The sequence below is a fragment of the Aliihoeflea sp. 40Bstr573 genome (genome assembly GCF_024105655.1).
Lineage (GTDB): Bacteria > Pseudomonadota > Alphaproteobacteria > Rhizobiales > Rhizobiaceae > Aliihoeflea.
On record NZ_JAAAMH010000005.1, the window covers coordinates 13,038 to 36,192 of the forward strand.

General features: G+C 64.5%; 21 protein-coding genes. 9 read left to right on the forward strand and 12 right to left on the reverse strand.

The genetic code is table 11. From position 1 onward, the window contains the following. Positions 1-3: 3 nt before the first annotated feature. From GTK01_RS08120 to GTK01_RS08130, 3 genes are read right to left on the reverse strand one after another with little or no spacing between them, the layout of a single operon-like run. On the reverse strand, positions 4-1,014 hold the full coding sequence (locus GTK01_RS08120) for an ABC transporter permease (protein WP_252925377.1): 1,011 nt from the start codon (positions 1,012-1,014) through the stop codon (positions 4-6). A gap of 52 nt (positions 1,015-1,066) precedes the next feature. Then, positions 1,067-2,647 (reverse strand): ABC transporter substrate-binding protein, encoded by a 1,581-nt coding sequence (locus GTK01_RS08125; protein ID WP_252925378.1) that lies wholly within the window; start codon positions 2,645-2,647, stop codon positions 1,067-1,069. A 45-nt stretch (positions 2,648-2,692) separates the two neighbouring features. Further along, positions 2,693-3,361: an aspartate/glutamate racemase family protein gene (locus GTK01_RS08130; RefSeq protein WP_252925379.1), complete on the reverse strand. Its 669-nt coding sequence runs from the start codon at positions 3,359-3,361 to the stop codon at positions 2,693-2,695. A gap of 457 nt (positions 3,362-3,818) precedes the next feature. Between GTK01_RS08130 and GTK01_RS08135 the strand changes: the two genes are divergently transcribed. The 3 genes from GTK01_RS08135 to GTK01_RS08145 all read left to right on the forward strand — a co-directional run bounded on the left by GTK01_RS08135 (position 3,819) and on the right by GTK01_RS08145 (position 6,989). After that, positions 3,819-4,832, forward strand: a complete 1,014-nt coding sequence (locus tag GTK01_RS08135) for an NADPH:quinone reductase (protein WP_252925380.1) — start codon at positions 3,819-3,821, stop codon at positions 4,830-4,832. 78 nt (positions 4,833-4,910) lie between these two features. Continuing rightward, the gene (locus GTK01_RS08140) at positions 4,911-5,717 is read left to right on the forward strand and encodes an IclR family transcriptional regulator (protein WP_252925381.1); all 807 of its coding nucleotides are present in this window, start codon (positions 4,911-4,913) and stop codon (positions 5,715-5,717) included. Between the two features lie 159 nt (positions 5,718-5,876). Continuing rightward, the gene (locus GTK01_RS08145; protein ID WP_252925382.1) at positions 5,877-6,989 is read left to right on the forward strand and encodes a CapA family protein; all 1,113 of its coding nucleotides are present in this window, start codon (positions 5,877-5,879) and stop codon (positions 6,987-6,989) included. 164 nt (positions 6,990-7,153) lie between these two features. On the opposite strand, the gene GTK01_RS08150 is transcribed toward GTK01_RS08145, so the two are convergent. Continuing rightward, positions 7,154-8,062 (reverse strand): LysR family transcriptional regulator, encoded by a 909-nt coding sequence (locus GTK01_RS08150; protein ID WP_252925383.1) that lies wholly within the window; start codon positions 8,060-8,062, stop codon positions 7,154-7,156. Between the two features lie 168 nt (positions 8,063-8,230). On the opposite strand from GTK01_RS08150, the gene GTK01_RS08155 reads away from it, so the two are divergent. The 3 genes from GTK01_RS08155 to GTK01_RS08165 all read left to right on the forward strand — a co-directional run bounded on the left by GTK01_RS08155 (position 8,231) and on the right by GTK01_RS08165 (position 11,384). After that, on the forward strand, positions 8,231-9,223 hold the full coding sequence (locus GTK01_RS08155) for a tripartite tricarboxylate transporter substrate binding protein (RefSeq protein WP_252925384.1): 993 nt from the start codon (positions 8,231-8,233) through the stop codon (positions 9,221-9,223). A 152-nt stretch (positions 9,224-9,375) separates the two neighbouring features. After that, positions 9,376-9,879 carry a tripartite tricarboxylate transporter TctB family protein gene (locus tag GTK01_RS08160; protein ID WP_252925385.1) on the forward strand — a complete coding sequence of 168 codons (504 nt, stop codon included), beginning with the start codon at positions 9,376-9,378 and terminating at the stop codon, positions 9,877-9,879. Then, positions 9,879-11,384 carry a tripartite tricarboxylate transporter permease gene (locus GTK01_RS08165; RefSeq protein ID WP_252925386.1) on the forward strand — a complete coding sequence of 502 codons (1,506 nt, stop codon included), beginning with the start codon at positions 9,879-9,881 and terminating at the stop codon, positions 11,382-11,384. The genes GTK01_RS08160 and GTK01_RS08165 overlap by 1 nt, the downstream gene beginning before the upstream one ends. 48 nt (positions 11,385-11,432) lie before the next feature. On the opposite strand, the gene GTK01_RS08170 is transcribed toward GTK01_RS08165, so the two are convergent. After that, complete coding sequence (locus GTK01_RS08170; protein WP_252925387.1) at positions 11,433-12,095, reverse strand: YrbL family protein; 663 nt, start codon at positions 12,093-12,095, stop codon at positions 11,433-11,435. Positions 12,096-12,282: 187 nt separating this feature from the next. Further along, the gene (locus GTK01_RS08175; RefSeq protein ID WP_252925388.1) at positions 12,283-13,365 is read right to left on the reverse strand and encodes a YihY/virulence factor BrkB family protein; all 1,083 of its coding nucleotides are present in this window, start codon (positions 13,363-13,365) and stop codon (positions 12,283-12,285) included. A gap of 155 nt (positions 13,366-13,520) precedes the next feature. Here GTK01_RS08175 and GTK01_RS08180 point away from each other — a divergent pair, with 155 nt between their 5' ends. Further along, on the forward strand, positions 13,521-14,762 hold the full coding sequence (locus tag GTK01_RS08180; protein ID WP_252925389.1) for an MFS transporter: 1,242 nt from the start codon (positions 13,521-13,523) through the stop codon (positions 14,760-14,762). Here the strand turns inward: GTK01_RS08180 and GTK01_RS08185 are convergent. The 6 genes from GTK01_RS08185 to hemC form a co-directional block, all read right to left on the reverse strand. Next, a complete protein-coding gene (locus GTK01_RS08185; RefSeq protein WP_252925390.1) occupies positions 14,715-15,500 on the reverse strand; it encodes a glutamine amidotransferase in 786 nt (261 codons plus the stop codon). The genes GTK01_RS08180 and GTK01_RS08185 overlap by 48 nt on opposite strands. A gap of 4 nt (positions 15,501-15,504) precedes the next feature. Continuing rightward, positions 15,505-15,978, reverse strand: a complete 474-nt coding sequence (locus GTK01_RS08190) for a TerB family tellurite resistance protein (RefSeq protein WP_252925391.1) — start codon at positions 15,976-15,978, stop codon at positions 15,505-15,507. A 148-nt stretch (positions 15,979-16,126) separates the two neighbouring features. Then, on the reverse strand, positions 16,127-17,950 hold the full coding sequence (locus GTK01_RS08195; protein WP_252925392.1) for a heme biosynthesis HemY N-terminal domain-containing protein: 1,824 nt from the start codon (positions 17,948-17,950) through the stop codon (positions 16,127-16,129). 14 nt (positions 17,951-17,964) lie between these two features. After that, positions 17,965-19,320 (reverse strand): hypothetical protein, encoded by a 1,356-nt coding sequence (locus tag GTK01_RS08200; RefSeq protein ID WP_252925393.1) that lies wholly within the window; start codon positions 19,318-19,320, stop codon positions 17,965-17,967. A gap of 11 nt (positions 19,321-19,331) precedes the next feature. Further along, positions 19,332-20,051, reverse strand: a complete 720-nt coding sequence (locus GTK01_RS08205) for a uroporphyrinogen-III synthase (protein ID WP_252925394.1) — start codon at positions 20,049-20,051, stop codon at positions 19,332-19,334. Between the two features lie 2 nt (positions 20,052-20,053). Next, the gene (gene hemC / locus GTK01_RS08210) at positions 20,054-20,983 is read right to left on the reverse strand and encodes a hydroxymethylbilane synthase (RefSeq protein ID WP_252925395.1); all 930 of its coding nucleotides are present in this window, start codon (positions 20,981-20,983) and stop codon (positions 20,054-20,056) included. Between the two features lie 91 nt (positions 20,984-21,074). Between hemC and tsaD the strand changes: the two genes are divergently transcribed. Then, complete coding sequence (gene tsaD / locus GTK01_RS08215; protein WP_252925396.1) at positions 21,075-22,148, forward strand: tRNA (adenosine(37)-N6)-threonylcarbamoyltransferase complex transferase subunit TsaD; 1,074 nt, start codon at positions 21,075-21,077, stop codon at positions 22,146-22,148. Beyond that, a complete protein-coding gene (locus GTK01_RS08220; protein WP_252925397.1) occupies positions 22,145-23,128 on the forward strand; it encodes an NAD(P)H-dependent glycerol-3-phosphate dehydrogenase in 984 nt (327 codons plus the stop codon). The genes tsaD and GTK01_RS08220 overlap by 4 nt, the downstream gene beginning before the upstream one ends. Positions 23,129-23,155 lie beyond the last annotated feature (27 nt).

Here is a 23,155-nt window from a genome sequence, read left to right on the forward strand (position 1 = left end):
TCGTCAGCCCTTCTGCGAAATCCTGGGGTCGACCAGACCGTGAATGACGTCGACCACAATGTTCACGAAGGCGTAGATGACGCCGATCACCAGCGTAACGGCCAGAATAGCCTTGTAGTCAGAGGAGAGGATGGCCTGGACGAGGTAGAAGCCAAGGCCTGGCCAGTCGAAGATCGCTTCGATTGCGACCGCGCCCGAAATGAGGCTTCCGAACATCAGGCCGACCTGGGTGATCGGCGTGATAAGCGAACTGCGCAGCACGTATGGCATGATGATCCTGCGCTGCGGATAGCCGACGGCGCGTTCGTAGGCCACAAAGTCGTTTTGCATCGTCTCGACCACGGATGAGCGGGTGAAGCGGACGATCGCTGCCAGCCCGGCAAGTGATAGGGTGAACGCCGGCAGGACGATGTGGCTGAGCGAAGCGACGAAAATGTCGAGGCGCCCTACCAAGAGCGAGTCCACCAAATACAGGCCAGTGAAATGCGGCGGGGCGGGAAGGCTGGCTGGCAGCCGGCCGCGCAGGGGCAACCAGCCCAGATGCATGGACAGCAACAGCTGCAGCATGATGGCGATCCAGAAGCTGGCGAGCGCCAGGCCACCTACCGATATGAAGCGCAGTACGTAGTCGATCAATGAATTCCGGCGGACGGCGGCCAGGACGCCGAGCACCATGCCGACTGCGGTCGCGAAGACCAGGGAGACCAGCGTCAGTTCGATCGTGGCGCCAAGGCGAAGAGCGATATCGGCTCCAATCGGTCGGCTCGAATACAAAGACGTCCCGAAATCGCCCTGTAGGACCTGCGTCAGATACAACCAGAACTGTTCGTACAGCGGCCGGTCAAGTCCAAGGGTCTGCCTGATCTGTTCGATCTGCGCGACGGTCGCATTGTCGCCGGCGAGCACGGCGGCCGGATCGGCGGGCACAATGCGTACCAGCAGGAACATGACGACCAGAAGCCCGAACAGGGCTGGCACCACCATAACCAGTCGACGCAGCAGGAAGCCAATCATGTCTCACCCACGGTTGCGGGAGCAGGCGGACCTCGCCTGCCCCCCGCCTTCATCAATTTTTCAGTGAGAGGTAACGGAAATCGGCGCCCGATCCGATCGGCGAGAACTTGTAGCCCTCGATCTGATCACTGAGGCCGCGAAGCTGGACGGTGTTGTAAACCCACACGTCAACCGCTTCATCCACGACGATGCGCGAGGCCTCTTCGTAAACTTCGCGCCTCTTGTCCTGGTCCAATTCGACACGCGCCGAGCGTAGCATTTCATCAAGCTGCGGGTTCGTGTACCAGGAAGATCCCCTCCAGCTCCCCTGAAATGCGCTGTCATAGGTTTGGCCGATCCAGTTTTCGGGATCCACGAAGTAGGTGGAGACCCAGTGGACCCACATGTCCGGGCTGCTTTCGGCGGTACCCATCATGGCGACGAGGTTGAAGAAGTTCGCCGGTATGACCTTCATCGTGACGCCGACCTTGCGCAACTCGGCCTGGAGAACCTGGGCAACCTGGTTGGTCTGCTCAAGCTGGGCCTGCGTGTAGATCTCGATTTCGCGATCGACGGGTGCGCCTTCTTCCCGCGCCTTGTCACAGTACTCCTGCGCCAGGTCGATATCGTATGTATAGCCGACGAGATCGTCGGGGCTGCCCCAGAGATTGCGCGGGATGGGGCCGGGATTGCGAACGGCATAGTCTTCGAGAATGCCGGTGATGAAGCCTTCATAGTTCATCGCGTGGCTGACGCACTTGCGGAAGTTGATGTTGTCGAAAGGCGGCTTGGAATTGTTCATTCGCAAGAACATGACGCGCATGGATTCATCCTGCGCGAGATGGACGCCTTCGGTCGACGACACCCGGCGAACCTGGTCGGTCGGAAGGTAGGAATCCGTGGCATGAATGTCGCCACTCATCAGCGCCATGACCCGTGTCGTCGTCTCCTGGATAGGCTGGGCGCGAACCACCTCGATCGGATCGGGATTGTCGTCCCAGCCGAAGAAGTGATCCTCGAACCGGATGAAGGTCAGGTTTTCCTGGGGACGGTAGGTGTCGGGATCGATGGTGTAGGCGCCGGAACCGGCGGAGTGGGACGCCAGCCATTCAGCGCCCCAGTCGCCATCCTTTTCGTGCTCCTGGACCAGGTCCTTGTTGACGATCGAGACCAGCGGCAAGGCGGCAAGAAAGGGTGCATAGGCGCTGTCGAGCACGAACCGGACCGTCAGATCGTCGACCGCCGTGATGTTCTCCGGCTTGAGGATCGGCGTGAACGTGCCGGCCGCGCCTTTGTTCAGCCCAAGAACACGATGAAAGCTGTAGACCACGTCCTCGGCCGTCATGACGGAACCGTCGTGGAACTTCACATCCGGCTTCAGCGTGAATTCCCAGGTCAGCCCGTCCTCGCTGCCGGTGTAGTCCTCGACAAGCCATGGCTGGAGGTCCGGTGGATTGCCGATATAGCGGAAGAGGCCGTCATAGACGTTCAGCATGACCATCTGGCTCGGCTGATCGAGCGCGACATGATTGTCGAGCGCGGCCGGAAGCAGGTCACCCCATACGATCTCATTGGCGGATTGTGCCGCCACTGGCGAGGCCAGTATGGACAGCATTGCCAGCGCACTCGCGCCGTTCAAGACAAGCTTTCTCACCCTTCCAACTCCTTTTTGCTCGGCTGTGGACATGAAGTCAGGCACTCAGTGTTCGGCGAGGCTGCGCGCGCCGCTTGACGCCGGCGCAACGGGCTGAACCTCATCGCGGTACTTGGGCGGTGTCGCGAAGGCGCGCTTGCTGTGGGAAAGGCCAAGTGAAACCGTGCTTTCGGCAGCCTTCAGAGCAGCCTGCGCGGCGTTGATGACCGGCACGCCAAGCGCGCTCGACAGCTTTGGCGCGACGCCCAGGAACGACATGGTCATGCAACCGAAGACCAGCGCCTCGGCACCGTCTTCCTCGATGGCGCGACGGCCGACCTCAACGATGCGGTCGAATGTGGCATCGGAGTCGCTCATGAGTTCGAGGACCGGAACGTCTATGCCGCGCACGCTGGCCAACTTGTCGAGCACTCCGGCCTTGTAAGCCTGGTTGCGGTGGGTGGCCTCCAGGGTCTGAAAGACCGAGATCACCGACATGCGATGACACAGATGAGCCGCCAGGAGCAGCGAGGCCTCGCCGGGGCCGATTACCGGCATGGTGACCAGTTCGCGCGCAGCTTCCATGCCCGGGTCGCCGAAGCAGCCGATGATGACCGCATCGACTCCCTCTTTTTCGAGCCTGCGTATCGTCTCGATCGATGCGGCGGCCGCGAGCAGTTCCTCGTAGGCAGACTCGATAGAGCTCACGCTCTCCGGAACGTCGACAACGGTCACGCTCGTTCCGTCGAATGCCCAATTTTGAAGAAGGGACTCACGCCGACGCAGTTCCTTTTCTCCGAGCGGGCCTTTCGCCATGGCCCCCGGCACGAGATAGACAATTTGCATATTGACTCTCTGTGTTTCGCTGAGTGAACCGCTGTTTCTTTATTTCTCGAAATTGATAGCTGCGATAGATTTTGTTGGCAAGACCAATCTGCACAGCTGGGCCGCATTTCTATGAGTGCTCATATTTTGAGCGATACACTGCATTTTTCGTGCATTTCAGGTGCGAGAACTGTGCAGCAATGCTTTTGGCTTCCCCAAATGTCGCTCCTCAAACAGCCGCGCCCCACGGCGCGAAACGCTTGAAGCCAAAAGCGCGTGTGTTGTCGTTTTCCTTCTTTTCGTCCGCAGCTTCGCAATCTATTATGAACTGTCGTTTCGAACACAGAAACATTTAAAGGATCAGGGCATGCGCGCTGCATGGTATGAACGGCCGGGTCCGGCCGCCGAGGTGCTGGTGGTGGGGGAGGTCGAAAAGCCGGCCCCAGGCGAGGGCGAGGTGGTGGTGCGAATGCACGCTTCCGGGGTCAACCCCGCCGATATTCGTCGTCGTGCCGGCTGGGTGCCTTCAGGCTACACCGGTGTCAGCAAGAGGGTGAGGCCGCATACAGACGGTGCGGGTGTCGTGGAAGAGCTGGGCCACGGGGTCGACCCCAGCTGGCTCGGCCGCAAAGTCTGGGTGTGGAACGCCGGCGGCGCCAGTTTTTACGGCTTTCCGGAGTTCGGCGTCGATGTCGGCACGGCGGCGGAATATGTGGCGCTTCCGGTCCGCCACGTCGCGCCGCTTCCTGATGGCGTTGCATTCGATGTCGGCGCCTGTCTAGGAGGGCCGGCCTGCACGGCGCACTACATGGTCTTCTCGGACGGAGACGTGGATGGGGCGACCGTCCTGGTGCAGGGCGGGACAGGAGCGGTTGGCGAACTCTCGGTCCAGTTTGCCGCTGCGGCCGGCGCAAACGTGATCGCGGTGGTCAGTTCCGACGAAAAGGGAGAGATGGCCAGGGCGGCCGGAGCGGCGCACGTCGTCAACCGTTCCCGTGACGATGTGGCAGAGGCCGTGCTTGCACTGTCTCCTGAAGGAGTGGATCGGATTATCGAGGTGGAGTTCGGTCTGAACGTCAACACCGATGCGCGTCTGATCAAGCCCAACGGCAAAATAGCAAGCTACTCCTCGCCTTCGATGCCAGAGCCGACGCTGCCCTATTATGCTTTGCAGCGAAAGGGCGTTTTGCTGAGGTTTGTGCAGGCCTATATCCTGCCAGCTGATGCTCGCAGCGCCGCCATCGAAGGCATCAACCGCTGGCTTGCAGACAACAAGCTGGCGCCGACGATCGCCGCGCGATATCCGCTGGAGGAAATTGCGGCCGCCCACCAGAAACTCGAAGGCAAAAATGTTGCAGGCAACGTCATTGTCACGATTTGAGGGGCAATTCTTGAGAAGTGGAAAAAGTAATATGCGAGTATTTTTCTTACATCGTAAAAATGTCGGAGGAATGACTGAATGCCCAGAACAGTAGCGGGAGCGAAGGCGGGGTCGGAAGAGCGCAGCGGATATGTCATCGAAGCTGTCGATCGGGCGCTTAACCTGCTGGAACTGCTTGCCGCCAATCCGGATCTTGGAGTGACGGAAATCGCCAAGCAGATGCAGGTCAGCAAGACCCTGGCCTTTCGTCTCCTGCATACGCTGGAGCGGCGGGGATACATCGTGCGGGACGAGGCAAGGCGCGCCAATTCACTCGGCTACCGGGTTCTGTATCTGGCTGGCAACGTGAACCGCCACAATCTGCTGGTCGCAACCACCAAGCCACTGTTGGACGAACTGGCGAAGCTTTGCGACGAAGATGTCAATCTCTTCGTCCGCATCGGGTTGAACGCAGTCTGCATGGCTGCCCGATCGTCGGTGCATCAGGTTCGCATTTTCCCCGAAGTCGGCCTGCGGCTGTCGATGCACGCCGGCGCAGCTTCACCCCTGCTGCTCGCCTATGCTCCGGAGGAGGTCCAGGAGGCGGTGCTGAGCCGCCCGTTGGAGGCGTTCACGTCGGCGACCGTGGTCGATCCAGCCAAGATCCGCCAGCGGCTGCGCCGGATGCGAAAGCAGGGCTTCCATATTTCGCGCGGCGACGTGGACGTTGCGGCCTTCTCGATCGCAGCTCCGATCTTTGGCCATGACGGAAAGATCGCCGCCTCGATCTGCATTTCGGGCGCGATCAATCGACTGACACCTGAAATAGCTGAGCGGCATCGGCTGATGGTGGTCGACTATGCCGGGCGGATGTCGGAACGACTCGGTGCGATCGCGGCCAATTAAAAAGTCGCTTGATGGCCCGCGATTGTCCGAATAACATCTATAAAACAGTGTTTTAACTATCGAAACAGCGCGTTTCGATTGTCTCCGCGGCGGGCGCTGCGGCGCTGACCGCACGCGCACAGCCGTGTCCCGCCTCCCGGGACGCCGATTGGAGAGATGATGAGCTACTCCCTGACGTGCACCGGTGACCTGATCATGACCGGCCCCTTCCTCGGGCCGGAAGGCCCCCGCAAGGCGGTCTACGGGCTGATGGGTGCGGCCGACCACTGCTTCGTCAATCTCGAAATGCCGCTGACGCTTTCCAGCGCGGACACCGACAAGACGATCTGTCTCAAGGCGCCGCCGTCGCTGGCTCATGACCTGCGCGCGCTTGGCGTGGATGTGGTCAACTTCGCCAACAATCACGCGATGGACTACGCGGCCAGCGGCCTGGCCGACACATTGGCAGCGCTCAAGGAAGCCGGCATCTCCCAGGTCGGCGCCGGGTTGACGCTGGCCGAGAGCCTCGCGCCGGTGTCCAAGACAGCAGGCAGGACGAAAGTCGCCTTCATGGGGCTGACGACCACGTTGCCGAATGGAAGCGGGGCGGGCCCAAATCGGCCCGGCGTTGCCCCTATCCGGGTGCTGACGCGCTATGTCATCGATCCGGTGGCCATCCAGGAAACGCCGGGAATGTCACCATTTGCGGAGACGTTCGTTTTCGAGGGCGATCAGCAGACGGCGCTTAACGCGGTGCGTGCCGCGGCGGCCGACAACGATATCGTCATCGTCGCCATCCATTGGGGCGTGCCCTTCGGTTGGGTGGCTGCCAGCCAGGACGAACTGGCCGACTACCAGAGGCCGCTTGGCAGGGCGCTGATCGATGCAGGCGCGTCGGCAGTGATCGGTCACCACCCGCACTATCTTCAGGGGGTGGAGTTCCATTCCGGCAAGCCGATCATCTACAGCCTGGGCAATTTTACCGTTCACAACGTCATTCCGGACGGGCCCGGTGACCACAGGTCCTATCCTGCCTACAGTTTTGAAAGCCTGCAGAGCGAGTTGACCCGGATCGGCGCGGTAGCCCGGCTGACCTGGGCCGATTCCGCCGGTCTTCCGAACCTCGAACTCATCCCGGTCTATCTCAATTCTGATGGAGAGGGCGAAATCGCCTCGCGCGAAGTGGCGGAGCGGGCACGGGCTCAGGTGGCGAAGTCGTCGCGCAAGCTGAACAGCGATGCGAAACTCCGCTTTGATGGCGACGTGCCTTTGATCGACATCGTGCCGCGCTAATCTCGCCGGGCTCAAGTTCGCTCATTCGCGGTGCGCCGATCGTGCCGTATCGGGTTACACAAGGGCGAACGCTGCATTGGTTCGAAGCGGGCTTTCCGGCCCATCCGGTAACCTTCGCAGATCGTTCGTCCTTGCATTTCTCGTCGTCGCGCGGCGGCCCGATTTCAGTCCTGCGGGGTAAGGCCGGGATTCGACGTCATGCACTTTTTCAGTTCCTGGATGAGACTGCCGGCGAAACTGGAGATCGACGTGTCGCGCCGCGTGGCGAAGTACGTCTGAAAGCTGGTTTCCTCCTGGATCGGGATCACGGCAAGCCGCCTGCTGCTGATGTCGGCCACCGAGAACGTGTCGATGACGGCGACGCCGGCATTGCGTTCGACGAGCGACATCACCGTCGTGCCGAAGCGTGCCCGGATCGGGATGTTGTAGTCAAAACCGTGCCGATCGAAGAGCGAGACCATGATGCGGCCGTAAGGGTCGTTCGGGTCGATGCCGATGAGCGGATAGCGAGCGATCTGGGCGACGGAGATGCTGGGCATTCGCGCCGCCTCGTGATCGGGGGCGGTGATGAAGACGAGCTTGCCGGTCGCCAGCGGCTCGAAGACGAGTGAGGGGTGGTCGAGGCGATAGCTCATCAGCGCGACTTCTCCGCGGGCGAGCATCAGGTAGTCGACGGCTTCCTCGATCTTGATGATGTCGATGTTGAGCCGCAGGTCGGGGTAGCGCCTTTGCATTGCGACCACGGCGCGCGGGACCATGACATTGGCAATCGAGGGGACCGAACCGAACTGCAACCCGACGTCCTTGCCTCGCGCGAGCCGGTCGATGGCCAGTTGCAGATCGTCGATCTTGCGATGCACGTCGTTGATCTGCTCGAAGACGGCGCGCGCTTCCTCGGCCGGTACATAGCGGCCACCCCGGCGGATGAAGAGCCTGATGCCGAGCGAGGTCTCCAGATGCTTCATGAGGCGACTGATGCCTGGTTGCGACACGTTGAGATGGCGCGCAGCCCCGGCGACGGAGCCCGACACCATGATCGCGCGGACAACCTCGACTTGTCGCAGCGTCAACATGGTGGCGTACCTTAACCTTATGTTATGTCATCCGACGATCTTGGTAATTGTGTTTGCAAGCGCGCTGCTTGTAAATGGCAGAACGCATGCGGCCGGCGGGAGGCAAAACCGCGCCTGCGTTGAATGCCGGTTGCCGCATGGTGTCTGGTTTCGATTTGGGAGGATGAAATGATACGTAGCATCGTAGTGGCTGCCGGCCTGGCGGCCTCGGTCAGCATGGCCGTTGCGCAGGAATATCCGGAGCGCGAGCTTCTGGGCGTCATCATGTGGGGCGCCGGCGGTGCCACCGACGTCGTCGCGCGCGCCGTGACGCCGGCTGCTGAGGAAGCGCTCGGCCAGAAGATCGTCATGCTCAACAAGGCCGGCGCTGCCGGCGCGATCTCCACCACCTACGTCGCCTCGGCCCCGTCCGACGGGTACACGATCCTCTTCGGCGCGGAAAACCCGCAGCTGCACGGCGTGATGGGGCTCGGCGAGATCGACTACAACCAGTTCTATCCGGTGAACATTCTGGGTCGCGGCGTCGGCGTCATCGTCACGAGCCCGGATTCGCCATGGGAAAGCTTTGCCGACGTCGTTGCCGACGCGCAGAGCCGGCCGGGCGAGATCAAGATGGGGTCGACCGGCCCGGGCGGCATTCCCTATGTCATCGGTGCGATGCTCTCCACCGTCGCGGACTATGAGGTCACCGCCGTTCCCTTCGACGGTGAAGGTCCGGGCCTGACGGCGCTTCAGGGTGGCCACGTCGACTTCATGCCGGTCGGCGCTTCGGCCGCGGCCGAACTCATCAAGGCCGGCACGGTCAAGCCGCTTGCGGTCTTCAATGCCGAGGAGATCGACGCATTGCCGGGCGTCCCGCCCATCACCGAGGACTATCCGGAGCTCTCCTCGCTGCTTCCGTGGGGGCCGTTTTACGGCGTCTTCGTCAAGGCGGACACGCCGGACGACGTCAAGGCGAAGCTCACGGAAGCCTTCAAGACCGCGGCCGATACGGAAGCATTCAAGACGCTGATGGCCGACCGCACCAACATCACGATGAACATTTCGGGTGAAGAGGCGGACGCCTTCCTCAAGCAATGGCAGTCGGCCACGGCCTGGACGCTGGCCGATGCAGGCGCCGTCGAGCGCTCGCCCGAAGAACTGAACATCCCGCGTCCCTGAAAAGGACGCGACGGCCTGTCCCGCGCCTTTGGGCCGGGCAGGTCGGCTGTTCGCCAGGCAGGGCGACGGCCACATGAAGTCCAGTAAACATCACAGCGCCGGATGACGCTTTCCGGCGCTCGCGAGGCGGATGGCCGCTGCGGGAGGATCCCATGAACGAGCCGGACCAGACTGGCGGCGCCGCGGACGTGCGCGTGCCCGAGGGCGCACCGCCCGGCAGCTTGATCTTCAACGGTTTCCTTGCCCTTGCCAGCCTCGTCCTGGCCTATCAGGCGTGGACGATCTCCGGCTTCCAGTCGCTGTCCTCGGCAGGCGTCTTCCCGATGCTTGCGACCGGAGCGATGGTTGTGAGCATGATCGTGATCATTGCCGGATCGAACCGCCGTGACAGCAGCGGTACCGGTCGGCGGTTCTTCGGCGATGTGATCTCACTGCGCATCGTCGCCTTCGCGACGCTCATCATCGGCTACATGCTCGCCCTCCAGCCACTCGGCTTCATCGTCGCCTCCTACCTGTTCCTGACGGCTGCGATGTTCCTGCTCCACCGCAAGCGGTTCTTGCTGACGCTCGTGATCAGCGCCGTCTCGGTCGCCGTGATCTACGGCCTTTTCCGCTACGTCTTCGTCGTGGTTCTGCCCAGGGGAGTGTTCTTCTGATGGAGAATTTCGGCTATTTCTTCATGGGATGGCTCGATCCCAGCCTGCTCGCCTGGACAGCGATCGGCACGTTCGCAGGCATCTATATCGGCGCCATACCCGGTCTGTCGGTGACCATGGCGGCCTCGATCCTGATCTCCTTTACCTTCACGTGGGACGTCAATGACGCGCTGGCCCTGATCGCGGGCGTCTACATGGGCGGTGTCTATGGCGGCTCGCGCACGGCCATCCTGCTCAACATCCCCGGCGCGCCGAGCGCGGTCGCGACTGCACTCGACGGCTATCCGCTCGCCCAGCGCGGCGAGGCCGGCCCGGCCATCGGCCTTTCCACCGTCATGTCGGTCATTGGCGGCTTCGTGGGCATCCTGGCGCTGGCGGTGGCCGCGCCGGTGATTTCGCAGTTCGCCCTCATGTTCGCGCCGCGCGACTACCTGCTGATCGCGATCATCGGCATTCTGCTCGTGGGCAGCCTGGCTTCGAACTCGCTGGCCAAGGGCATCTTCGCCGCTTCGCTCGGCATCGTCATCGGCCTCGTCGGCATGGACCCGATGACGGCGCAGGCGCGCTTCACCTTCGGCGAATTCAGCTTGATGGGCGGCATCTCCTACGTCGCCGCGATGATAGGCTTCTTCGGCGTGGCCGAAGTCCTCTACCAGTTGCGGACCTTCGACCTGCCCGCCATCAAGCAGAAGGTCGGCAACATCATTCCCAAATGGTCGTTGATCCGCAAATATCTTCCGCTCTCGCTCCAGTCGTCCGCGATCGGCGTGACCATCGGCGCTCTGCCGGGCACCGGCGGGGACATCGCGGCTCTGCTGGCCTACGACCAGGCGAAGCGAACGGTCAAGAACCCCTCCCGGCCTTTCGGCGAGGGCGCCTATGAAGGGCTCGTGGCTCCCGAATCCGCCAACAACGCCGCTGTCGGCGGCGCCTATGTCCCGATGCTGACGCTCGGCATCCCCGGTGACGCGGTAACCGCGATCATCATCGGCGCGCTCTACATCCATGGACTGAAGCCCGGCCCGCTGCTGATGGTCGAGACGCCGCATCTGTTCTGGTTCATCGTCGGCAATCTCGTGCTGGCCAACATTTTCCTGCTGATCTTCGGCCTCAGCGGCATCAAGCTCTTCTCCAAGATCGTGGAGATGCCAAAGGGCATCATCCTGCCGCTCATCGTCGTGCTGTCGGTCGTCGGCACGTTCGCGGTCCAGAACAGCGTGACCGACGTCTACTGGATGCTGGCTTTCGGGATTCTGGGCTACTTCCTGAAGGTTTACGGCTTTCCCGTCGCCCCGGTCATCCTGGGCATCATCCTGGGGCCGCTGATGGACGTGTCCTACAGGCGCGCAATGATCTCCGCGCGCGACGACGTGATGATCTTCGCCGGCGAGTTCTTCACCAGTCCGCTGTCGCTGATCCTGACCTTGTCGCTGATTGCGATCGTCGTCGGCCAGACGCCGCTATGGGCGCGCCTGCGCGGGCGTAAGGCGGCCGCGACTTCGTGAAGTGCGTATCGGCCGCGGTGGATGCCGCACATCTTCGGCCAGCGCTGCCTAGTGGCGGCCCCAGCGCTCTTGTGCGGGTGGGCGCCTCAGGCTTGCCGCGGCGTCGCGCGCGATGCGGTTGATCTTGCGGCGGTTGACCGAGGCGAACCAGCGGTGGATCGGGATGAACACACGTTCCCCGAACCCGTCCACGGAGACGCATTCGGGCCGACCGGAGCGCTCTTCGGTGTAGACGATGTTGTTGGCGTGAATGTCGCTGAGGACGATATGCAACCCGCGGCAGCGCTCGAACATGGCCTCGAGCGCGGCTTGGTGCTTGTCCGTCAGCCGGCCCTCGGCGTGAAGGTGTCCTATGGTTGGCGCCAGCTCGCCATCCTCGCCGACAATCTTTTCCATGACGAGGCCGGTGCCCATGTCTGTCTGGACCAATCCGTATATGTGGGCGAACGGCAGCAAAAAGCCGGGCTGGGTGTGAAGGCGGCGTGACTGGATCAGGTATTCGGCCAGTTCGCGCGCAAAGCCCTGATAGCAGCCCGCCATGCGCAGGCGCTTCATGCCGTTCTTGCCGACGAGATGGCCAAACGCATCGACCCGCTCTGGACGGATCGTTCTGACGAGGCTGCCAGGATAGTCCGACACCTCGTAGATCTGGCGCGTATCACCGAAACAAACCGGCGTACGATCGCTCAATTCGAGAAATGGCCTGCCCATTTCAGCAAGCTCCGTTTTAGAAAATTATATATTAGCAAAATCTATCACTCAGATATTCTTCCGAAAGGATCGAATTATCCGGGGTCAAGTCAGTCGACTAACATCGAATGAACGCGCGTCGGCAACGTTTAATCCGGTATCGACATCGATTTGTATTTATTCTGTTGCAAGGACGCCGCAATTGCCGTCAGCGCACACGATGCAGAACCGGGATCGCCATCATGACGACAGCCGCCGCGGCGAGAATGCCGACATGCGCCTTGCCCCGCGTTGGCTCGCCATTCAGGTGCTTGTCCGGCGCGTGTGTTTCGGCCGGCTTTCCGAGCGTGTCGGCCATCGTCGCGCCGCGACCTCCCATCGGCAGGTCCGCGCCCGTCGTCGTGTCGCGGGCGGTCTGGTGCTCCATCTCGGCATTGACCTCGGCGCCGACGATGACGATCATCGCCGAAATCCAGGTCCACATCATGAAGCCGATGACCGCGCCGAGCGAGCCGTAGGTCGCGTTGTAGTCGGCGAAATTCTGCAGGTAGAACGAAAAGCCGAGCGAGGTCACGATCCAGACCACCGAGGCGATGGACGCGCCCCAGGACAGCCAGCGCCATTTGGCCCGCTCGCGGCTCGGACCGAACCGGTAGAGCAGCGAGATGCCGGTGACGATGACCAGGAGCATGGCCGGCCAGCGCAGGGCCGCGATCAGCATCGGCCCGAAATCGTCGAGGCGCAGCAGAGCGAGGATCGCAGGCACCACGCCGACGGTGAAGATGAAGGCGATGGCGAGGAACATCGCGCCGAGCGTAAAGCAGAACGAGACGAGGTTCAGGCGGATGAAGGAACGCTTCTCGCTTTCCTCGTTGGCCACGTTCATCGCCTCGAACATCGACTTGATGCCGTTGTTCGCGCTCCACAGCGCGATGAGGAAACCGAGGACGAAGCCGAAGCTGAGCGCCTCGGGCCGCTGTTTGGCAAGCGCCTCGAGCTGAGCGTTGATCAGGTCGAGCGAGGCTGAGGGCAGGAACCCGCCGAGGAACGAGATGTGGTCGCCGACCGTCACCGGATCGGCCACGAATCCGTAGAGCGAGACGAAGGCGGCGAGGGCGGGAAAGAGCGCCAGCAGCAGATAGAAGGTAACGCCGGCGGCGATCAGCATCACGCGATGCTCGTTGATGTTCGTCCAGACCCGCCAGGCGATGTCCTTCCAGCCTTTCGCAGGTATGGCCGACGGCCACTCCGCATTGCGCCCGCGCCCCGTCAGCCTCGCCGTCTCGTTCATGCCATGTGCCCCTTCACGTTCCATGAGCGAAACCTTGAAGACGCCGATAGGTTGCATGGCGCAATAGGACGGTAAGCGGTGGTCCAGCCGCGCGCGGCACGCGCGCTGCGGCTCGAAAGGGTCTATCAGGAGATGCAGCCGCTTCGGACCCGCCCATGACCGAACCAGAGACTTCGCATCCCGACGACCGCTACGCGGCGTTTCGCCATTCCTCCTATCTGCGGTTCTGGGTTGCGCGGTTCTTGATGACCTTCGCGACGCAGATCGTGTCGGTCGCGGTCGGCTGGCAAGTCTACGACCTGACGCGCGATCCGTTCGATCTCGGCCTCGTCGGGCTCGTCCAGTTCGCGCCGGCGCTCTTGCTTGTGCTGGTCACGGGAGCGGTGGCGGACCGGTTCGGGCGGCGCCTCGTCATGGGCCTCGCATCACTGCTGGAGATGGGCTGCGCGGCGGCGCTGCTTTATCTGTCCGTTCGCGGGCTTGGCTCGGCCGCTCCCATCTTCGCGGTGCTGCTCGTCTTCGGCGTCGCGCGCGCCTTCTTCGGCCCGGCTTCCGCCTCGCTCGTCGCCAATCTGGTTCCGGCGAAGGATTTCGCCAATGCGGTGGCGTGGAACTCGTCGGCCTGGCAGACGGCGACGATCGTCGGACCGGTCGCGGGCGGCCTCCTCTACGGGCTCGCGAGCGAAGCCGCCTACGGCACGGCGGCGGCCATGATGTTCATCGCTTCGCTGCTGATCTTCTCGATCCCGAAGCCGAAGCAGCATACCGAGACCGAACGGCCATCGCTGGAGACGATCTTTGCCGGCTTCCGCTACATCCGGTCGGAAAAGGTTGTGCTCGGTGCGATCTCGCTCGACCTCTTCGCCGTGCTTCTTGGCGGCGCGGTCGCTCTCCTGCCGGTCTACGCGCGCGACATCCTCGAACTCGGACCCTGGGGCCTCGGCCTCCTGCGCGCGGCGCCCGGCATCGGCGCGATCGGCGTCGCCATCTGGCTTGCCGGTCACCCGATCCGCGACCATGCCGGCATCGTCATGTTCGTTTTCGTCGGGCTCTTCGGCGTCTTCACCGCGCTCTTCGGCCTGTCGACGATCCCATGGTTGTCGATCCTCGCGCTGGCGCTTCTTGGCGCGGCCGACATGATCTCGGTCTATATCCGCGAGACGCTGATCCAGCTGTGGACGCCCGACCGGGTGCGCGGCCGGGTCAACGCCGTAAACATGGTGTTCGTCGGCGCGTCGAACGAGCTTGGCGAATTCCGCGCGGGCACAATGGCGGCGCTCATCGGCACGGTTCCGGCGGTGGTGCTGGGGGGCGTCGGTGCGATCGGCGTCGCTGGGCTCTGGGCCTGGCTATTTCCCGAGCTCAGAAAGGCGCGACGTCTGGACGGACGCATGTGAGGCCACGAAGGCCTCGCGGTCGAAGATCAGCTTCAAGAAGCCGTCGAGCCACGATTTGAGCGTCTGGTCCCACAGCAGGCGGCCGTGAAGATGGTCCCGGCCCTGCTGCGCGCCGGGCAGCACGAAGCGGTGAGCGCCTTTGACGACCCATTTGTGCATCATGACACGCGTCAGCTCGGCATGGAACTGGATGCCCCAGGCATTGTGCCCGTATCGGAAGGCCTGATTGGGATAGGATTCCGCGGTCGCCAGAAGTTTCGCGCCCGAAGGGAGCGAAAAGCCCTCGCGATGGAACTGGTAAACCATCGACGGCCAGTCGAGTGGCAGGGCGCGCGCCTCTTCTGTCGCCTCGATCGGATACCAGCCGATCTCGACATGCCCATCCTCGCGCCCGTTGACCGTTCCGCCGAGATGATTGACCAGCATCTGCGCGCCGAGACAGATGCCCAAAAACGGCTTTTCCTCGCGCAGCGGCACGGAAATCCAGTCGGTTTCGCGCTTGACGAATTCGTCCGGATCATTAGCGCTCATCGGCCCGCCGAAGATCACGACACCTTCATGGTCCGCGAGCGTGGCAGGCAGTGCGTCGCCTAGGGGAGGGCGGCGGATGTCGAGGTGGTAGCCGTCCGCGGCGAGCAACTGCCCGACGCGGCCGGGGCTCGAATGCTCCTGATGCAAGACGATCAGGATCTGCTTTCCGTGATGGGTAGCGGCTTTCGAGATCGGTCCGTGGAGCATCCGTCTATCCGTGTTTTTCGTCCCTGGCCTGCAAACGCTCGGCGATACGCTGGCGCAGCGCAACGCGATCTGGCCCATCGATGCCGACGAGCTCGGAAACCCGCCAGACGAGATTGTCTTCCAGTTCGTGGCGCTCGCCATCGGCATAGACCATTTCCCACAAGAGCAGGATCAGTTCCTGGCGCGCGGGCTGGTCGAGATGGCGGTTGATGACGCTCGTGAACGCATAGAGGTCGACGGCATCGCGTTCCGCAGTCTCGCCGGCGACGAGGATGCGGTCGAGTTCCACACCGGAAAGCCGGTACGCTTCCGCGATGGTCCGTCGTAGCGCTTCGGCTTCGTCCGCACCGCGCACGCCGTCGGCGTCGATTATGTGGTACATCAAGGCCGCGACCGCAACCCGGGGATCGTCGGAGCGGTCCGAGTCCGATCGCCCGGCGGGAACGTCACGGAAAAGCGAAATAAGGCGGTCGAGCATGAGGTGGCGTTGGATCCTTTGCGGCACGACCAGCGAATCGTGGCCAACTGCCTTTATTTAACGCAAGGATGGTGAAAAGGCCACGATGCGGGCAATCACCAGTGTATCTGCCTTGGCGCGCGGAACGAAAGCTGGAGCGGCGTAGGCCTCAAAACAGCCTGAACCGGCTCTCCGTGACGGGCTTCTCGCCTTCCTGGACGCCCGGATCGTCGGGGATCGGCATCCTAGCCGGCCGGTCGGTGTCGTCCTCGATCAGTTCGGCGTCGAGCGGAGCGGAAGCTGCCGGCTCTGCAACGCCTGGAACCGGCTTCGGGCCGAGGGGGGCGATGGGGGCCGGGGCCTTGGCGTCGTTCGCGGCGACCGGGCGGGTCGGTTCCGGTCTGGGTGCCGGTTTTTCGGAGAGCTTTTCGGAGGGCTTGGATTCGACGATCGGCTCGGCTTCGACTTTGGCGACGGGTTCGGCGGCGGGGGCTGCCACAACGGCCTCAGCCTGGGCCGGCTTCTTTTCGGGCTCCTTTTCCGGCCGGGGTGCGGGCTTCATCGGCTCGTCGACAATGATGTCCTCGACCGGCTCCGGTGCAGGGCCGGCGGCCGGCTTTGACGCCTGATGCTCGTGCTCGATCGGTGCGGGTAGGGTGGGAGTGATCGCCAGCGCTTCGTCGCCGGCCTCGATGACCTGTCCGAGGCGTTCGACCGGAGCGCGCCATTCGAACGCGTCGAGGCGGCCGGTCACTGGCGACAGCGGGGCCCAGCGGTCCGAGACGTAGCCATCGGCGACCCACACCGGATCGCGCGGCGCGCGCACGGCCTTGCCGAGCCACTGGCGCACACGGCCCTGGTCGCCGGTCTCGGCTTCCTCGATGTCGGCCAAAAGCAGGTACGCGCCTTCGCGCGGCTCCTGCCGGATCGCGGCCTCGGCCTGCGCGCGGGCCAGCTTGTAGTCGCCAGCGGCGAGCGCCGCGCGGGCGACGGTGAGCGCGGATTCGGGATTGTTCTGCTTCAGCGCCTGCAGCTTCTTCGCCCGCGTGAGGCGGTCGAGCGTGGAATCGCCGAGGCGCGCATTGACGTATGCGTCCGCGATTTCAGGATGCGCGTTGCGCTTCCAGCCGGCCTCGAGGATTTTCGCGCCCTTGCGAAGATCGTCGAGGCGGAACAGAGCCTTGGCGGCGATGACGGCGGCCGGGACCAGATTGGGCGCGAGGCGGTGGGCCTCGAGCGCTGCGTTCTTTGCCTGTACGGGCTCGGCATCGAGCAGTTCCATCGCCTTGGCGGTCAGGAGCACGGCCTTGCGGCGTTCCGCCGTCTCGCGGTCGATTTGCTGCGTCGATTTCTGCGTGTCGACGAGGCGCAGGGCGGCATCCCAATCGCCGGCCTCCGACTTTTCCTCCAGCGCGGCTCCGGATGCCCAGGCAAGCTGCGGCGCAGCTTCGACCGCGCGCTCGGCATAGTGCCGCGCGGCCTGCCGGTCGCCGACGCGCTCGGCCTCGAGATAAAGGCCGCGCAAGCCGAGAAGCTTCATCTCGGGCTTGTCGAGCATGGCTTCGAATTTTTGCCGCGCGCCGGGATGGTCACCTTCCAGCAGGGATGCCTGCGCGTCGAGGAGATGGACCAGCGGTTCGCGGTCCGACGAAAGAAGCTTCAGCGCCTCCTTCTTCTTGCGTCGCGCGAGCGCCGGATCGCCGGCGCCGGCCGCGATCATGCCCATGGAAAGCGCCTCGTAGCCGCGGTCGCGACGGCGCGTGCGGAAGTGGCGGGAGATCGTGTGCGGGCTGGTGACGATCGATTTTACCAGCCACCAGAGGATCATCACGGCGGCGACGACACCCGTGATCAGGATGGCCGCGACCAGCAGGCTGACCTGCATCTGGTAGCCGCCGAATGTGAGCGTCAGGTCACCGGGGCGGTCGGCGAGCCAGGCGAAGGCAAAGCCGAGAACGAAGACGGGAACGAGGAAGAACAGGATGCGGATCATGATGTTTCGTTCCCTCAGGCGCCCTGGAGCGCGGTGGTCAGAGCGCGGTCGATCAACTGATCGGCGGCGTGGCGGGCGCGCACCTTGGCCATGAAGTCCGCGCCGGCGGCCTGAACGTTCTCGGGCAGGCTGTCGTATTCAGCGATGGCCCGCTCGTAGTCGTCGGCGCGCACCGAGGCCTCGAGCCGCGCGACCTTCGCACCGACATCTTCGCCTTCGGCCATGCCCACGGGCCGGACCTGGACGAGCGAGCGGGCGCTGGCCGACAGGCGGTCCATGATGCCGGCATTCTCGTCGACCCCGCTGGAGGCGGCGACCATCGCCTGCGCGGCCGCTCCCGCCTCTGCGGCGATCTCCGCCCGCGTCGCAACGCCGTCGGCCGCGAAGTCCCGCAATTCGCCGACCTCCGCCGCCTCGGCGTCGAGGCCGGCATAGGTTTCGAGTTCCGTCATGAAGGGCTGGCCGCGATCGATCGCGGATTTGAGCGCAGACGCCGCGATGACACGTTCCGCGCCGCTGTTCTCCAGTTCCGCGAGGCGTGCCTCGATGTCGTCGAGCCGCGCGGCATTGGCGCTCGATGCCTCGCCGGCGCTCGCCAGCTGCTGCTCGACTTCGGCAAGCGCGGCTTCTGCGTCGGGCGCGTCATTGATGGCGGCGATCGCCTGTTCAAGTGCGGCGAGCCGCTGCTCGGTCGCCGCGCTGTCGCCCGACGCCGCGCGCAGCTCCTCGATCTGGGAGCGCAGCGCGGCTACGTCTTCGGACGGGCCGGCATTTGCGATTTCGCCGCGGAGCGTCTCGATTTGGGCCTGAAGCGCTGCCACCTGCTCGTCATTGCCCGGCTGCGAGCCGGGCCAGATGCCGGCCGCCTGCAGGCCCGCGCCGAGCGCGAGCACGATCAAGCCGCCGATGATGCCGCCCATCAAGGCGCTGCCACCGCGCTTTGCCGTCGCCTGAGCCGTGACGGGACGCGGTGAAGTCGCCTGCGGGCCGGCGAAGGCCGACGGCGTCGCGGGCTTGGATTCGGATTTGGAAGATGACTTGGCGTTGTCATCCGTCTTGGCGGCGAGGCCGGGCTTGTCACTGGCCTTCGTCTCACGGGCCGTCGCCGTCGATGAGGCGGCGGGCTTGGCGGGTTCGACCGTGGAGGCAGGGGCCTTCATGTCCTTGGCCGGCTCCGTCTTGGCCTCGACGGCGGCGGCGGCCGCCTTGTCGGGGCTGATCGCCGCGGGGTCGGTGATGTCGCTGACATTCTCCTCCGACGTGCCGGGCTTTGAGGTTTCATCGAGACGCGTCACGTCCTTCGGGTCGATATCGACGGTCGATCCGGCCTTCTTCGGCTGCGAATAGCGTGATTTCGGCGTCTTCGACATGCCACTCCCCTTCAATTACCCAGATGCGGCCGGGCCGCGCTTTGATCAAGTTCGGCGAGCTTTGCCAGCATGCCCGCTTCGTCGGGCATTGCCGCGACGGCGATCTGCCGATCCTTCAGCCCTGCTGCCGCCTCGGCGGAAATGCACACGAAGACCGTAGTCTGGAAGCTGGATTGCGCCTCTGCAGCGATCCTATCCAGAATTTCGCCCCCGCGCTGCGAATAGACCAATGCGACCCACAACGGTTCGGGCCCCAGTTTGGTTCCGGTTTCGTCCGGCGCAAGTTCGACGGCGCGGGCGTCGTAGAGCTCGATTTCGGTCACCCGATGGCCCTGCGCTTGAAGGGCAAGCTTCAGTTCGGGACGGCGCACGCGGCCGGTCAGGTGCACGACATGCGATCTTGCAGCAAGGCGGCCGGCAAGCGCCTGAGACAGCGCCCTCGCATCGGGCGCGACGAGCGCCACGTCGCGCCCCGCGGCCTTTGCAGTTCTCGCGCCGACGACATGGAGCGGCAGGTCGCGCAGCTTTTCCATGAATGCTGCAGGCGCGTGGCGGAAGGCATTGGCGCTCGTGGCCACGATGGCGTCGATGCCGTCGGGCAGTTCGGCCGGCCGAAGCGGCACGATCTCGGTCAAGGGCAGGATGACCGGCTCGAAGCCGCGCTCGATCAGCCGCGCGGCGGTGGCGGAGGCGCCGGGCTCGGGCCGGGTCACCAGCACGCGCCGCGCCATCGTCAGCTCCAGCTTTCGAAGAAGGCGGGACCGGCACGGTCGCGAATGTCCGCACCTGCTTTGGCGCCGATCGATGCGGCGTCGCCGGCACGGCCCTCGGCCCGGATTTCGTGCACCTGCCTTCCGTCCGGAGACAGGATCATGCCGAAGAAGGAGAGGGCGTCGCCGTCGATCCGCGCATGGCCGGCCAGCGGCGTGCGGCAGGACCCGTCGAGCGTTGCCAGAAAGGCGCGCTCGCAGGTCAGCGCTTCGGTCGTTGCGCGATGCCCGATTGGGGCGAGCAGATCGCCGATGCGCGCGTCACCGACGCGGCTTTCGATGCAGATCGCGCCCTGGCCCGGCGCGGGCGGGAAGGTTTCGACCGGCAGGAGTTCGGTGATGACATGGGCGAGCCCGAGCCGTTTCAGCCCGGCATTGGCGAGCAGCGTCGCATCGACCACGCCTTCTTCCAGCTTGCGCAGCCGCGTCTGCACGTTGCCGCGATAGAGCACCACGTCGATATCTGGGCGCAGGCGACGGATCAGCGCCTGTCGGCGAAGGGAGGAGGAGCCGATGACGGCGTTTTCGGGCAGGTCGAGCAGCCTCTTCGCCGCGCGGCCGATATAGGCGTCGCGCACGTCCTCGCGTTGCAGAAAGCAGGAGAGCTCCAGCCCGTCCGGCAGCACTGTCGGCATGTCCTTCGACGAGTGAACGGCGATGTCGATCGCGCCCGACAGGAGCGATTCCTCGATCTCCTTGGTGAAGAGGCCCTTGCCGCCGGCCTCGGACAGCGGACGGTCCTGGATGCGGTCGCCGGAAGTGGAGATGACGACGATTTCAAACGCGTCTTGCGGCAGGGCGTGGGCGGCCATCAGGCGCGCCCGAGTCTCTTCAGCCTGCGCCAGCGCAAGGGCGCTGCCGCGCGTTCCGATCCTCAACAGGTCTGTTTGCATCAAGTGGCGTCCGTGATAGGTCGCCCCTACCTAGCGGCGATGGCCGGCAACGGCAACCGAACGACCCGTTCCGAAAAGGTGTAGCGACGAAATGCGCGTGCTTGGCATCGAGACGAGCTGCGACGAGACGGCGGCGGCGGTGGTCGAGCGCACGGCAGAGGGCGCGCCGCGCATCTTGTCGAACGTGGTGCTGAGCCAGATCGCGGATCATGCCGCCTTCGGCGGAGTCGTGCCGGAGATCGCCGCACGCGCGCATGTCGAGGCCGTCGATGGCGTCATCGAGGCGGCGCTGGCCGAGGCGGACGTGCGGCTTTGCGATCTCGACGCCATCGCCGTTACCGCCGGGCCGGGCCTGATCGGGGGGCTCATCGTCGGGCTGATGACGGCGAAGGCGCTTTCGGCCGCATCCGGCGTGCCGCTCGTCGCGATCAACCATCTCGAAGGCCATGCGCTGACGGCGCGGCTCGTCGAGGACGTGGCCTTCCCCTATCTGCTGCTGCTCGTCTCCGGCGGGCACACGCAGATCGTCGAGGTGAGCGGCATCGGTGACTATCGCCGGCTCGGTTCCACCATCGACGATGCGCTCGGCGAAGCCTTCGACAAGACCGCGAAGCTTCTCGGCCTGCCCTATCCGGGCGGCCCGAGCGTTGAGGAATGGGGGGCGCGGGGCGATGCGAAGCGTTTTGCCTTCCCGCGCCCGCTGCGCGGGGAGGCGCGTCCCGACTTTTCCTTTTCCGGCCTCAAGACGGCGGTTCGGCAGGCGGCGAACTCCATCGCGCCGCTTTCCGACCAGGACGTCGCGGACATCTGCGCCTCCTTCCAGCGAGCCATCGTCGAGACGCTGCAGGAACGGCTCGGCAAGGCGCTGTCCGCCTTTCCTGCCGTTGAGGATCGCGTGCTGGTGGTCGCCGGCGGCGTTGCCGCCAACAAGGCGATCCGCGCCGCGCTCGAAGCGTCCTGCGCGCAGGCCGGCTTCCGGCTGATCGCGCCGCCGCTGGCGCTGTGCACCGACAATGCGGCGATGATCGCTTGGGCGGGCCTCGAGCGTCTTGCCGCAGGCATCGAGGGCGAGAACGCGATGGCGCTCAGCCCGCGCTCGCGATGGCCGCTCGATGAGGGCGCCGCGCCGGTCATCGGTTCGGGCAAGCGGGGAGCGAAGGCATGAGCGCGACGATCGCGATCCTCGGCGGCGGGGCCTGGGGCACGGCGCTGGCCGTGACGATGGTCCGCGCCGGGCACGCGGCGCGGCTTTGGGCGCGCGACGCGCAGACGGTCGCCGCCATCAACGAACGCCGCGAAAACCCGCGCTACCTGCCGGGCATCGAGCTTGATGCAGGACTCGTCGCCTCGACCGACCTCGCCGCGACGCTTCAAGGCGTGACTGCAATCCTGAGCGTCATCCCGACACAGGCCACGCGCGCGGTACTGACCGACGCCGCGCCTGCCATCGCCGCCGGCGTGCCGCTGGTGCTTGCCGCAAAGGGCATCGAGCGCGCGACCGGTCGCCTCGTGTCCGAGATCGCCGCCGAAATCCTGCCGGGCTCGCTCATCGGCGCGCTGTCGGGCCCAAGCTTCGCCACCGACGTCGTACGCGGGCTGCCGACGGCGGTCACCATCGCCTGCGAGGACGGGGACCGCGCCTTCGCGCTCGCGGAGCTTTTCTCCGCGCCGGCCTTCCGCTGCTATTCTACCGACGATCTCGTCGGCGTCGAAATCGGCGGGGCGTTGAAGAACGTCCTTGCCATCGCCGCCGGAGCCGTATCGGGCGCGGGGCTCGGCGCCAGCGCGCAGGCTGCCACCATCACCCGCGGCTTCGTGGAACTGCGCCGCATCGGCGCGGCCTTCGGTGCGCGGCCGGAAACGCTGATGGGCCTGTCGGGTCTCGGCGACCTTCTCCTCACCTGCGGCTCGGCGCAGTCGCGAAACTTCGCCTATGGCATGGCGCTCGGCGCGGGCAAGTCCCGCGAAGGGCTGGCGCTCGCCGAAGGCGCGGCGACGGCCGGCATTGCGCTCAAGATCGCCCGCGAGCGCGGCGTCGAGGCGCCGATCATCGAGGCGACCGCCGAACTGATCGACGGGCACATCACGATGAAGGATGCCGCGACGCGGCTGTTGGCCCGGCCGCTGAAGACCGAGACGGAGTAGGCTTTTCCTTCTCTCGCAGGGAAAGAA

What these genes read in the sequence shown, in the direction of transcription:
- GTK01_RS08120 (WP_252925377.1), bottom strand. Translation starts at nt 1,014, where the DNA reads ATGATTGGCTTCCTGCTGCGTCGACTGGTTATGGTGGTGCCAGCCCTG.
- GTK01_RS08135 (WP_252925380.1), top strand. Translation starts at nt 3,819, where the DNA reads ATGCGCGCTGCATGGTATGAACGGCCGGGTCCGGCCGCCGAGGTGCTG.
- GTK01_RS08140 (WP_252925381.1), top strand. Translation starts at nt 4,911, where the DNA reads ATGCCCAGAACAGTAGCGGGAGCGAAGGCGGGGTCGGAAGAGCGCAGC.
- GTK01_RS08145 (WP_252925382.1), top strand. Translation starts at nt 5,877, where the DNA reads ATGAGCTACTCCCTGACGTGCACCGGTGACCTGATCATGACCGGCCCC.
- GTK01_RS08150 (WP_252925383.1), bottom strand. Translation starts at nt 8,062, where the DNA reads ATGTTGACGCTGCGACAAGTCGAGGTTGTCCGCGCGATCATGGTGTCG.
- GTK01_RS08155 (WP_252925384.1), top strand. Translation starts at nt 8,231, where the DNA reads ATGATACGTAGCATCGTAGTGGCTGCCGGCCTGGCGGCCTCGGTCAGC.
- GTK01_RS08160 (WP_252925385.1), top strand. Translation starts at nt 9,376, where the DNA reads ATGAACGAGCCGGACCAGACTGGCGGCGCCGCGGACGTGCGCGTGCCC.
- GTK01_RS08165 (WP_252925386.1), top strand. Translation starts at nt 9,879, where the DNA reads ATGGAGAATTTCGGCTATTTCTTCATGGGATGGCTCGATCCCAGCCTG.
- GTK01_RS08170 (WP_252925387.1), bottom strand. Translation starts at nt 12,095, where the DNA reads ATGGGCAGGCCATTTCTCGAATTGAGCGATCGTACGCCGGTTTGTTTC.
- GTK01_RS08175 (WP_252925388.1), bottom strand. Translation starts at nt 13,365, where the DNA reads ATGAACGAGACGGCGAGGCTGACGGGGCGCGGGCGCAATGCGGAGTGG.
- GTK01_RS08180 (WP_252925389.1), top strand. Translation starts at nt 13,521, where the DNA reads ATGACCGAACCAGAGACTTCGCATCCCGACGACCGCTACGCGGCGTTT.
- GTK01_RS08185 (WP_252925390.1), bottom strand. Translation starts at nt 15,500, where the DNA reads ATGCTCCACGGACCGATCTCGAAAGCCGCTACCCATCACGGAAAGCAG.
- GTK01_RS08190 (WP_252925391.1), bottom strand. Translation starts at nt 15,978, where the DNA reads ATGCTCGACCGCCTTATTTCGCTTTTCCGTGACGTTCCCGCCGGGCGA.
- GTK01_RS08195 (WP_252925392.1), bottom strand. Translation starts at nt 17,950, where the DNA reads ATGATCCGCATCCTGTTCTTCCTCGTTCCCGTCTTCGTTCTCGGCTTT.
- GTK01_RS08200 (WP_252925393.1), bottom strand. Translation starts at nt 19,320, where the DNA reads ATGTCGAAGACGCCGAAATCACGCTATTCGCAGCCGAAGAAGGCCGGA.
- GTK01_RS08205 (WP_252925394.1), bottom strand. Translation starts at nt 20,051, where the DNA reads ATGGCGCGGCGCGTGCTGGTGACCCGGCCCGAGCCCGGCGCCTCCGCC.
- hemC (WP_252925395.1), bottom strand. Translation starts at nt 20,983, where the DNA reads ATGCAAACAGACCTGTTGAGGATCGGAACGCGCGGCAGCGCCCTTGCG.
- tsaD (WP_252925396.1), top strand. Translation starts at nt 21,075, where the DNA reads ATGCGCGTGCTTGGCATCGAGACGAGCTGCGACGAGACGGCGGCGGCG.
- GTK01_RS08220 (WP_252925397.1), top strand. Translation starts at nt 22,145, where the DNA reads ATGAGCGCGACGATCGCGATCCTCGGCGGCGGGGCCTGGGGCACGGCG.